Below are 12,256 nucleotides of genomic sequence, written 5' to 3'. Positions count from 1 at the left end.
TATTTTCTTTAAGAAAGCTTGAAAAAACAAGGTGATTCTTTTTTTGTAGGAGAATCACCTTGTTTTTCTATTTAGGTTGTTAAGATAGATTTATTTTTTCTCAATACAAAATAAAATTGGTGGGTTATTTTTCTGATTGATAAACTGATAAGTCAATACGCTATAGGTTTCTTGCGGTAGCTCTTGGCAATAATTTTGTACAAGGGTTAATTCCATTTCACCACCAAGATGCCCATAATAAACGACTATAATAATTCGACCTTTGGGTGCTAAACGAGGAAGCAAGGCATCTAGAGCCTTTTTTGTTGTATCTGGTTTTGTGATAATTTGCTTATCACTTTTAGGAAGATAGCCTAAATTAAAAATAGCAGCAGTTAGTTGTGTTTTTTCTGGAATGGTTCGATTAATCGTTTCATGCCCTTTATGAACTAAAGACACGTGATCCGTTAAGCCTAGTTCTGTGAGTTTTTTTTCAGTATTTATCAGAGCTTGTTCTTGAATATCAAAAGCATAAACCAAACCAGTTGATCCAACAAGATCAGCTAGAAAAGCTGTATCGTTACCATTTCCCATCGTAGCATCAACAACAGTATCTCCTTTTTGAATAACTTCTTTTAAAAGAGTGTGACTAAAACGAAGTGCGGTCTGTAACATTAATGAAGGACCTCCTTAGCCATACGAACATTCTGGCATCCTTGGAAACTATTCCGACGTTTCATTTCATCATCGATCGCATTTAATACTTCCCATTTTTTTAAACTCCACATAGGACCAACCAAAGTATCTGTTGGAGCATCACCAGTTAGGCGATGGATTACGATTTCTGGTGGAATCATTTCCAGTTGGTCACAAATAACATGGACATAGTTTTCACGTGTCATCAATTGCAAGCGTCCTTCGTGATAATCTCTTAACATCCGTGTATTTGTCATTAAGTGAAGTAGATGCAATTTGATTCCTTGAATATCTGAATCAAGAATCGTTCGGCGAACATTTTCTCTCATCATCTCTAAACTTTCACCAGGCAAGCCATTGATCAGATGCGTACAAACGCGAATATTGTGTTTTCGTAATTTTGCTACACCATCCAGATAAGTTTGGTAATCATGTGCTCTGTTGATTGTATTGCTGGTATTCTCATAGGTAGTCTGTAAGCCTAATTCTACCCATAAATAATAGCGCTGGTTCAGTTCTGCTAAATACTCAACAACATCATCAGGCAGACAATCTGGGCGAGTACCAATCGAAATGCCGACAACGCCTTTTTCATTGACCACTTGCTCAAAACGATGTCGAATCACTTCAACAGGCGCGTGAGTATTTGTGAAATTTTGAAAATAGACGATATATTGGTCGACATTCGGCCACTTTTTGTGCATCATCTGAACTTCTTTTTGAAATTGAATGGGTAAAGGATCTTTAGGCGCTACGATCATATCGCCTGATCCTGAAACACTACAAAAAGTACAACCGCCCTTAGCTACCGTTCCATCTCGATTAGGACAATCAAAGCCACCATCTAAAGGGACTTTAAAAATTTTACCGCCAAATTGTTCGCGTAAGGCATAATTCCATGTATGATAACGTTTATTAGGATCTTCCGTATATAAAAATTTAGACATCGTTCTTCTTCTTTCTATTGTTGTTTACTTTTAAAGCGCCAGACAAAGCGTTTTTCTAAATAAATCGGGTAGGTCATCAATAACCAAGCTAAACCAAAACAAAAACCACCTAAAACATCACTAGGGAAATGAACACCAACGTAAATCCGGCTGATACCGATCAGAAAAATGCCTAAACCTAAGATAATTTGTAAAAATAAACAAAGGTTTTTTTGCTTAATAAATTGTGGTAGCAATAAAATGATCGTTCCATATAACAGAACGCTTCCAGTTGAATGTCCACTAGGAAAACTATAGCTATGCTCAGTTACTAAATGATTTAGGGCCGGACGCGGGCGCATAAATAATAGCTTGATCAATGGGTTTGCGATGCCAGCGATCAATGCTGTATTGATTAAAAGCCAGAGAGTTTCAGCATAATATTTTCCTCTAAATAGTATAAACGCAGTGGCTAAAGTCAAAAGCCCAATGGTCAATGGATCAGCAAACTTTGTATACCAAATAAAAAATTGGTTCGCTGAAGGATATGGTGTTCGTACAATTGTTGTGATTGTTTGATCGAAACCTTTTAACCAACCAGAATAAAAACGCACTACATAGCCTAAAAACATAAAGACAACTAAAAAGCAGCTACCAGCAAATTGATAATATAATTTATTTTTCATGAAATATCCTTTCCAGATTAGATAAAGTTTATTATAACATCAAATAATTAAGAACACATCTGAGAATCACAAAAAAAGAAGCCTATACGAAAACTTTAAAAGTTCAAGTATAGGCTTTGAATTCAATAGAATGTTACTCCTCATCTCCATCTTGATAATCAGATGGACCTTCAACTGAAATATCTCCAGAATTTGTTTCCAAAGTGAGTGCTTTTGTACCTTTTCCTCGTTTGTAGGAAGTTCGCTCTTTTCCGAAAATCGTACTATCGCCCAACTTAGTTTTTGTTTTGATCATTACATCATATAAGATTTCTTCTGTGTGTAGATCAATACTTCCTTGTTGGGATTCAACGAGTAATTTTTGGGGAATTTCTGTTCCATATAACGAAAAATCACCATTGGTACTTTTAACTTTGACTTCGCCTTTAAGATCAGTTGCCTGGATCTCACCATTTGTTGTCTCGATTGTAGCAATTCCTTTGACACTATTTATATAAATATCTCCAGAAGTACTGGCAGCAGACCAAGTAGACGCAGCAAAATCATTTAGTTGAATTTCGCCGTTTGTAGTTTTGAATGAAGCATCATCTGTTCGGACATCGGTATGAACATTAAGATTACCATTCGTTGTTTCGATTGTTAATTTTTCTGAATTACTATCACTAAGGTTGATATCCCCATTACTCATTGAGATGGATAAATCCTTTGTTCGAGTGTTTGAAAGATAGATTGATCCGTTGGCTTTTCCGTCGATGACTATGCGTTCAGTATCATCAGGAATCGTTAAGGTTACAGCAGAACCACGATCGAAAATATCAAATTTTAATCCGTTTGACTCTTTCTTTTTTTTGCTACTATTTGCTGAAACAGTCAGTTGATTATTTTTTTCTTTAACGTCTAAGGAACTGTTAAGTGAAACAGGTACAGAACTTCGAGTGTTCATTGTGATTTTATTTGAATTTTCAGTGAGAATATAAAAATCTGCGTTGCCTGAAAGATCAAGATGAATTTCTTTTGTATTTTGTTTGTTTTTTATCTCATATGTTTGCGTTTTTGTGTCGGTCATAGAATTTTCAGCGCGTCTGAAATAGACAGCACTGCCGATTCCGCCGATGATCATGGCTAAAACCCCAATGGTTAGAAAAAAAGCAGTTGTCTTTTTCATGCTAAATCTCCCCTCTCAAAACGCGAATATTCCATTGTAAATAACGTTTGAATACTTTTCCAAAAAATTTTGTTAGCGGCGTTAGAATCAGCAAGCCAATAACACCCGCACCGGAAAGAAAAATACTGAGGAACAACTGGAACATCGTCCCGTCATTAAAGCCAGCAGAGACTGAAATTCCGCCTAAAACCGGTGAAAGTAAGAAAACAACCGCCACTAGCCAACAAGAAAATAAAACCATAACAAATGCAAAAATAAGCCAAAACATCAAAAGAAAATTAAAAGAAAGAACACCAGCAATCTGACAAAATCGTGTAAATCCATTGTGTTGAGGACGTTCGTAAGAATGGTAAGTCTGCTCATAAGGGTGCTCAGGTACTTCTTCGTAGTAATAGTCTTTGTTTGCAACAGGCTCAATTTCTTGCCAACCATCACGCTCAAGTTTTTTTTCAGGGACAGTGATGTCAAATTCTTGTAAGATTTCTTCGGCGATGCCTCTTGGTTTTCCTAAACTTTTAGCGATCTCCTCTTCGGTTTCACCGACAGCTAAACGTTCTTCAAAGATTGCCTCATATTTATTCAAGATAAACACTTGCTGTTGGGCAGTTAAAGGTTTTAAATAGATCTTTAATTCGATTAAAAAGTGTTCCTTATTCATCTTGTTCCCCCATCTCATTTTCAAATCCGTTACTTCTTCTCAACTATAATTTTTTTTGGGTGTAATAACAAGCCTTTAATTAAAAAATCAGCCTAAGGTAAAGAGAGTAATCAGTCTTGAGACCTAGTCTCGTTGAAAATGAGGTATGATGATTGTGATAAAATCAAAAAGAAAGAAAAAAATTACATTTTTGTTTTAATAACTAATGAAGAAAAATCGAAAAATATTTCTATTTTCTTTAAAAAAGGGTATACTATAAATCAAAGAATACTTTTTTAGAAAATTCGGAGGATATATTATGGAGAAGTACAAAATATCAAGAAAAGAGCGGAGAAAAGCTGAACAGAATAAGATGACTTCTGATCAGCTAAAAAAAGGAACCACTATGCTTAGCTCTGCGATTGTTGTCTCATCAATTGCTGCACCTATTGTCGCGCCAAAAATTGCTGAAGCGTCTGAAGATAAAATTCCAAGTGAACAAGTAAGTTACTCAGATACCAACACACATACAGAAGTCGTTCAAACACAAACAACGACGACTGATTCAAACAATTCGATGACACAAGACACTCAGTCAACAGCACCTGAGACATCTTCAAGCGAAGAAACGTCTGAAACACAAGAATCATCAGAATTAAATACATCAGAAACAGCACAAAGTACTGAGTTAACCGAATCTACAGAAGAATCAACTGAAGCGACTGATTCATCCTCCACTGAAACGGAAGAACCAAAAACTCCAGACCTTTCGATGCGTGCAGCTTTTTCTGCGCAATCTAGAAGTGTCAGCCCAAGTACCTTTATCGCTGAAATAGCCGGACACGCTCAATCTGTGGCTGCAGCGAACGATCTTTATGCTTCTGTAATGATGGCTCAAGCAATCCTTGAAAGTGACTGGGGGAAAAGCACATTAGCAGCAGCTCCAAACCATAATTTATTTGGAATTAAAGGAAGTTATCAAGGGCAATCTGTTACGATGAAGACGTGGGAAGTTATTAATGGTCAGTGGATTCAAGTAAACGCTGCTTTTAGAAAATACCCATCTTTTTCAGAGTCATTTGGGGACAATGCCTATGTTTTAAGAAATACTTCATTTCAAGCAGGAGTATATTATTATTCAGGCGCATGGAAGAGCAATACAAACTCTTACAGAGATGCAACAGCTTGGTTAACAGGTCGTTACGCGACAGATCCTAGTTATAATACTAAATTGAATAATATTATTACAACATACAATCTAACTCAATATGACACACCTTCATCTGGAGGCGGTAATACAGGCGGTAATACCGGAGAAGGAAACACTGGTGGTAATACAGGGGGAAATAACGGTGGGAACACAGGAGGCGAAACAAGTGGTCAAGATGTGATTCACACCGTAAAAGCTGGCGATAGCTTATGGGCGTTATCTGCAAAATATGGCACCTCGATCGCTAACATCAAAAATTGGAATAAGCTTTCTGGTGATGTTATCTATGTAGGTCAAAAATTGATTGTGAAAAAAGGATCTGGCAATACTGGTGGAGGCAACACTGGAGGAAATACTGGTGGCTCAACAGGAAATACCGGCGGTTCTGGTAATGCAGGAACAACAAATTCTTATTACATAGTAAAATCGGGTGATTCGCTATGGGCAATAGCCAATGCAAATGGCATAAGTATTGCGAATTTACGTCAATGGAATAATTTAAATGGCGATATCATTTATCCAGGCCAAAAATTAATCGTGAAAAAAGGATCTGGCAATACTGGTGGAGGCAGCGCTGGAGGAAATACTGGCGGCTCAACAGGAAATACCGGCGGTTCTGGTAATGCAGGAACAACAAATTCTTATTACACAGTAAAATCAGGTGATTCACTATGGGCAATAGCCAATGCAAATGGCATAAGTATTGCGAATTTACGTCAATGGAATAATCTAAATGGCGATATCATTTATCCAGGTCAAAAACTGATCGTGAAAAAAGGATCTGGGACTACTGGTGGAGGCAACACAGGAGGTAATACCGGCGGCTCAACAGGAAATACCGGTGGTTCAAATACTGGATCAACCAGTAGTTCTTACACAGTAAAATCAGGTGACTCATTATGGGCGATTGCCAATGCAAATGGTATAAGCGTTGCAAATCTACGTCAATGGAACAATTTAAGTGGAGATATTATTTATCCAGGTCAAAAATTGATTGTGAAAAAAGGCCAAGGCGGCTCGACAGGTTCTACTAGTTCAACTGGTAATCAAGGTGGCAGTCAAACCGCGGGCTCACATACTGTGAAAAGCGGAGATACACTATGGGGACTTTCTCAAAAATATGGATCAAGCGTTCAAAAAATCAAACAAATGAACGGTTTATCTGGCGATATCATCTATATTGGTCAAAAGTTGAAAGTTAAATAAAACAATTGAAATTGACTGAAATATTTGGTAGTATGATAGCACATGACAGATATCTAAACAGTGAAGAGGAATAGTAGAAAGAACCATGTTTTAGAGAGCGTATGGTTGGTGAAAATACGCACAGAAGCTTTCGAACTCGCCTTTGAGTTATTTTACTGAATGAGTGCAGAATTGCTCTTTGAGCTTTTTCTGATACAGATGGATGACGAATAGTAATTCGATGATTCTCTAAACTTTACTAAGTAAGATCGGTGACGACCGTTAGCGCGTTGAGGCTTGTAATAATACAAGTAAATTTAGGTGGTACCACGTTGTAGATCACACGTCCTATAGGAATATTTTCCTGTAGGACTTTTTGTTGTTCATCACTACACTTCATTTTGATCTAATCAATTTCTAAGAGCTAATGCTCTAAAAATTGAGGATTTGCGACGGGCTATGCCAGCACAGATGAAGAACGACACAAGGTATAAAAAGGTATCAAACGAGTGAATCAATACCAAGTAAACATTCAGAAAAGCGATTCTAAGAGAATGCAGAACCAGCGTCATCAAACATTATTAATAAAAATGCTACTTAAAATAGGAGGAAACAAACGTGAGTTACGATCATAAAGTAATTGAGAAAAAATGGCAAAAATATTGGGCTAAGCATAATAGTTTCACTACCCACGATGATGTTAGTAAAGAAAAATTTTATGCCCTAGATATGTTCCCTTATCCATCTGGGCAAGGTCTTCATGTTGGACATCCTGAAGGTTATACAGCAACAGATATTTTGTCTCGAATGAAAAGAAGCCAGGGATATAGTGTTTTACATCCAATGGGATGGGATGCTTTTGGTTTGCCAGCAGAACAATATGCTCTAGATACTGGTAATGATCCAGCTGAATTTACGAAAAAAAATATTGAAACATTTAAACGTCAAATCAATTCATTAGGATTCAGTTATGATTGGAATCGTGAAATTAATACGACAGATCCTGACTACTATAAATGGACCCAATGGATTTTCACAAAACTGTATGAACATGGTTTGGCTTATGAAGCAGAAGTAGCAGTCAACTGGGTGCCAGAGCTTGGAACAGTAATTTCAAATGAAGAAGTTATCGATGGAAAAAGTGAACGAGGCGGTTATGATGTTGTCAGAAAACCAATGCGTCAATGGATGCTGAAAATCACAGCGTATGCAGATCGCTTATTAGATGATTTAGATTTAGTTGATTGGCCAGAAAGTATTAAAGACATGCAGCGCAATTGGATTGGGCGTTCTGAAGGTGCCAATGTCACGTTTAAAGTAGCGGGGACAAAAGAGGAATTTACAGTATTTACGACTCGTCCAGATACATTATTTGGTGCAACTTATACCGTTTTAGCACCTGAATTAGAATTGGTGAAAAAAATTACTACACCTGAACAAAAAGAAGCTGTAGAAGCTTATATAGATGCTGCTTCTAAAAAATCTGATTTAAATCGGACAGATTTAGCTAAAGAAAAAACTGGTGTCTTCACAGGTGCTTATGCAATCAATCCAGTTAATGGGGCTGAAATTCCAATCTGGATCGCAGATTATGTTTTAGCCTCTTATGGAACTGGCGCAATTATGGCTGTTCCTGCTCATGATGAGCGTGATTATGAATTCGCAAAAGCATTCAATATCGATATCATTCCAGTATTAGCAGGAGGGAATATCGAAGAAGCACCATTCACAGGCGATGGAGCACACATCAATTCTGAGTTTTTAGATGGTATGAATAAAGAAGAAGCAATAGCTAAAATAAATGAATGGCTAGAAGAAAATAAAGTAGGGAAAAAAGAAGTTAGCTATCGCTTACGTGATTGGTTGTTTTCTCGTCAACGATACTGGGGTGAGCCAATTCCTGTAATCCATTGGGAAGATGGGACAACAACAACTGTTCCAGAATCTGAATTACCTTTAAGATTGCCAAAAACAGATGATATCAAACCAAGTGGAACAGGAGAATCACCACTTGCGAATATTACTGAGTGGATCAATGTAGTCGATCCTGAAACAGGTAAAAAAGGCAAACGCGAAACCAACACGATGCCGCAATGGGCGGGAAGCTCATGGTATCATTTACGTTATATCGATCCACATAACAAAAATGAAATTGCTAATTATGAAAAACTAGAACGCTGGTTGCCAGTAGATATTTATATTGGTGGAGCGGAACATGCCGTACTTCACTTGTTATATGCACGTTTCTGGCATAAATTCTTATATGATATTGGTGTTGTACCAACAAAAGAACCATATCAAAAACTCTATAACCAAGGCATGATCTTAGGTCAAAGTTTCCGTGATAGTCGAGGAGTACTAGTCCCTACGAATATGGTTGAGAAACGTGATGGCGTTTGGGTGAATAGTGAAACAGGTGAAGAGCTAGAAGAAGCACCAGCTAAAATGAGTAAGTCATTGAAAAATGTTGTAAATCCTGATGATGTTGTCGAAAAATATGGTGCGGATACCCTGAGAATGTATGAAATGTTCATGGGTCCCCTTGACGCATCGATTGCTTGGAGTGAAAATGGGCTTGAAGGCAGCCGTAAATTCTTGGATCGTGTATGGCGTTTGATTGTAGATGAAAATAATAAAATGCGTGACCGCATCACGACTATCAACGACGGACGTCTAACTAAGGTTTATAATCAAACAGTGAAAAAAGTGACAGAAGATATGGAAAATCTCCATTTCAATACTGCAATTTCTCAATTGATGGTCTTTGTAAATGAAGCGAATAAAGTGGATGTTTTACCGTATGAATACATTGAAGGCTTTGTTCAATTACTAGCGCCAATCGCACCACATATCGGTGAAGAGCTATGGGCAATCCTTGGAAATGAAGAGAGCTTGACGAATGCACCTTGGCCAACATATGATGAAGCTGCATTGATCGAAGATGAGGTCGAAGTCGTTTTCCAAGTTAACGGAAAAGTTCGTACAAAATTAAATATCGCTCGAGGGTTGAGTAAGGAAGAGTTAGAAGAGAAAGCATTAGCAGCAGAAGAAATCCAATCGTTTATTGAAGGGAAAACAGTACGTAAAGTCATTGTTGTTCCAGATAAATTGGTGAATATTGTAGCGAATTAAATCTATTAGAAACAGAGGTGCTGAATAAAATCAGTATCTCTGTTTCACTATAAATAGGAATGTGAGGGGAAAAATGATCAGTCATATGACATTTATCGTTCGAGATTTAGAAAAAGCTACCCTTTTTTTTGAAACAATATTTTCTGCAAAAGAGATTTATTCAAGTGGAACAGCGATGTTTTCTGTAGCGCAAGAAAAATTTTTCTTGATCGATAATCTTTGGATAGCGATTATGCAAGGGGATTCTTTACCAACAAGGACATATGATCACATTGCATTTAAGATAGAAGAAAGTGAGTATGACAATTACTTAGCGAAAATCAACACTCTCGGATTAGAAATAAAAGCTGGCCGTTCACGAATTGAAGGCGAAGCAAGCTCTATTTATTTCTACGATTTTGATAATCACTTATTCGAACTGCACACAGGAACTCTGGAAGAACGATTAAAACGTTATCGACAAGGGGCTAAATAAACACATTTTGCACAAATAACAGCATCATGCTACAATATACTTAAGAAATGACGAAGGTGGTGAATAAGTACAATGGTCAACATGCCAAAAATAACAACAGGTTTTTCATATATAATAGCGTACCTAGCTTTTTGTCATGTTATTATTTCCATTTTTTTATCTCAAGGGACAAGTGTGTCTAAAAAGGGATAAAAAATTAAATAAAACAGACCATTCAGACTTATTTACTTGAAACGAATCAGTCATAAAATAACAGAAGTATAGTGATTTTTTCGCTCATTTTAAACAGAAGTGTAGTGGAGAATCTCTCGCTAACAGTAAATAATGAAGGTTGAACGGAGAATTTTGTTCAGCTTTTTTGTGTACGCTAAAATTTAGTATAAAAGACGATAACGTTTATTGTCGTTGATCTGTCTGAATGGCAGAAAGAGGAAGAAATGTTAGTACAATTACAAAAAATAACTAAAAATTATGGAACGGAACCACTGTTTGAAGAATTGAATTTACAATTAAACAAGGGTGAAAAAATCGGATTGGTTGGTACAAATGGCTCGGGAAAATCAACAATTTTAAAAATCATCACAGGAATCGAAAACGTTGATTCAGGAACAGTCAGTTGCAAGAAAAACGCACGTATTGGCTATTTAGCTCAAATGCCAGATGTTTGCGAACAGAAAGTCAAAGACTACTTGCTAGAAACGTTCACATTACTAAATACGATTCAAAAGCAATTAACACATTTGGAAGAGCAAATGGCGACTACAGAATGTGACGTAGAAAAAATACTAGCACATTACGGTCAAAAACAAGAAGAATTTCAACAAGCTGGCGGTTACGAGATGGAAAATAAATTGGAGATGATTGCTAATGGTCTAATGATCAATTATTTGTTACCAAAAAAACTTTCGGAATTAAGCGGTGGGGAGCAAACGATTGTTTCATTGGCAAGAATTCTATTACAGGAAAATGATCTTGTACTGTTAGACGAACCAACGAATCACTTGGATGCCAAAAGAATTACCTGGCTGGAAGGCTATTTGGCTCATGAGAAAACGGCTTATTTGATTGTTTCTCATGATCGATTATTTTTAGATCATACAGCTGAAAAAATTGTAGAACTAGAAGATGGCAGATTACTGGAATACAAAGGGAATTACACAGCTTATAAACGACAAAAAGAAGAGCAACTTGAGAAGCTTAGAAAAGATTTTGCCGAGCAGCAAAAGGAAATTCAGAAAATAAAGCTGGCCATACGTCGCTTTCGACAGTGGGGACACGAAGGCGATAATGAAAAATTCTTCAAAAAAGCCAAGCAACTTGAAAAAAGGTTAGAAAAAATTCAAAAAATCCCAAAACCTAAAGATGAAACAGACAAAATAGGTAAAAAATTTAAAGATGTAAATCGTTCAGGTAAAGAAGTTCTTCAATTTAAGGAAGTCAGCAAAAGCTACGCTGATCGAATAGTGTTTGATAAGGTTGAGTTTTCACTATTTTGGAAAGACCATTCGGCGATTATAGGGGAAAATGGTGTAGGCAAAAGCACCTTGCTAAAACTTGCACTAGCATTAGAACCCTTCGATAGCGGCGAAATCAAGCAAGGAACAAACCTTCAGGTAGGCTATTTGCCTCAAGTTATTCAATATGAAAATCCTAAACAAACAGTGCTGCAATCCTTCAGTGAAGGTTGTTCTTTAACAGAACAAGAAAGCCGTCGCGCACTTGCTAAGTACTCCTTTTATAGTGAGGATGTGATGAAACAGGTACGATTTTTAAGTGGCGGTGAAAAAATTCGTTTAGAATTAGCCAAATTGATGCATAATGAGGTCAATTTTTTAGTATTAGATGAACCAACGAACCATTTAGACATTGAGACGAGAGAAGAGATAGAAGAAATACTGGAAGAGTTTAAAGGAACAATGCTAGTAGTTTCACATGATCGCTTCTTTCTACAAAAAATGTTTGATTCGTTTTTAATTGTCGACCAACAGAAAATCAGAAAAGAAACGGGGACATACTTAGATGTACTTGCTTCTAAATAGATAAAGAAAAATATGGAAGAGTAGGCTAAAGGTTGGGACAGAAGAGTTTAACTCCGAGAACCAAGTAAGTATTGTGCAACAGCAGTTTACTATATTTACTGTGTTTTACAATAATTTCAGCATATT

At 36.8% G+C, this 12,256-nt stretch carries 9 protein-coding genes and 1 other annotated feature; of the genes, 4 read left to right on the top strand and 5 right to left on the bottom strand.

Annotated features, from left to right (window positions below; genetic code table 11):
• Positions 1-90: 90 nt before the first annotated feature.
• The 5 genes from IGJ02_RS14105 to IGJ02_RS14085 all read right to left on the bottom strand — a co-directional run bounded on the left by IGJ02_RS14105 (position 91) and on the right by IGJ02_RS14085 (position 4,110).
• A complete protein-coding gene (locus IGJ02_RS14105; RefSeq protein ID WP_010762531.1) occupies positions 91-654 on the bottom strand; it encodes a class I SAM-dependent methyltransferase in 564 nt (187 codons plus the stop codon).
• A complete protein-coding gene (locus tag IGJ02_RS14100) occupies positions 654-1,622 on the bottom strand; it encodes a TIGR01212 family radical SAM protein (RefSeq protein ID WP_010762532.1) in 969 nt (322 codons plus the stop codon). The genes IGJ02_RS14105 and IGJ02_RS14100 overlap by 1 nt, the downstream gene beginning before the upstream one ends.
• A 14-nt stretch (positions 1,623-1,636) precedes the next feature.
• Positions 1,637-2,287: a phosphatase PAP2 family protein gene (locus tag IGJ02_RS14095; RefSeq protein ID WP_430602448.1), complete on the bottom strand. Its 651-nt coding sequence runs from the start codon at positions 2,285-2,287 to the stop codon at positions 1,637-1,639.
• Positions 2,288-2,420: 133 nt separating this feature from the next.
• Positions 2,421-3,452, bottom strand: a complete 1,032-nt coding sequence (locus IGJ02_RS14090; protein WP_430602446.1) for a DUF4097 family beta strand repeat-containing protein — start codon at positions 3,450-3,452, stop codon at positions 2,421-2,423.
• A 1-nt stretch (position 3,453) separates the two neighbouring features.
• Positions 3,454-4,110, bottom strand: coding sequence for a DUF1700 domain-containing protein (locus IGJ02_RS14085; protein WP_010762535.1), 657 nt, complete (start codon positions 4,108-4,110; stop codon positions 3,454-3,456).
• A gap of 298 nt (positions 4,111-4,408) precedes the next feature.
• Here IGJ02_RS14085 and IGJ02_RS14080 point away from each other — a divergent pair, with 298 nt between their 5' ends.
• The 4 genes from IGJ02_RS14080 to abc-f all read left to right on the top strand — a co-directional run bounded on the left by IGJ02_RS14080 (position 4,409) and on the right by abc-f (position 12,130).
• Positions 4,409-6,505 (top strand): LysM peptidoglycan-binding domain-containing protein, encoded by a 2,097-nt coding sequence (locus tag IGJ02_RS14080; RefSeq protein WP_430602444.1) that lies wholly within the window; start codon positions 4,409-4,411, stop codon positions 6,503-6,505.
• Positions 6,506-6,556: 51 nt separating this feature from the next.
• Positions 6,557-6,838, top strand: a binding site (T-box leader).
• Positions 6,839-7,102: 264 nt separating this feature from the next.
• Positions 7,103-9,616, top strand: a complete 2,514-nt coding sequence (gene leuS, locus IGJ02_RS14075) for a leucine--tRNA ligase (protein ID WP_430602442.1) — start codon at positions 7,103-7,105, stop codon at positions 9,614-9,616.
• 73 nt (positions 9,617-9,689) lie between these two features.
• The gene (gene fosX, locus IGJ02_RS14070; RefSeq protein ID WP_010762539.1) at positions 9,690-10,091 is read left to right on the top strand and encodes a FosX/FosE/FosI family fosfomycin resistance hydrolase; all 402 of its coding nucleotides are present in this window, start codon (positions 9,690-9,692) and stop codon (positions 10,089-10,091) included.
• Positions 10,092-10,528: 437 nt separating this feature from the next.
• On the top strand, positions 10,529-12,130 hold the full coding sequence (gene abc-f / locus IGJ02_RS14065; RefSeq protein WP_430602441.1) for a ribosomal protection-like ABC-F family protein: 1,602 nt from the start codon (positions 10,529-10,531) through the stop codon (positions 12,128-12,130).
• Positions 12,131-12,256: the final 126 nt, after the last annotated feature.

The organism is Enterococcus sp. DIV0724b (assembly GCF_050531475.1).
Taxonomy (GTDB): Bacteria; Bacillota; Bacilli; order Lactobacillales; family Enterococcaceae; genus Enterococcus_L; species Enterococcus_L haemoperoxidus.
The sequence above is the reverse complement of the archived record's forward strand: the minus strand, read 5'-3'. Positions and strand labels throughout refer to the sequence as shown.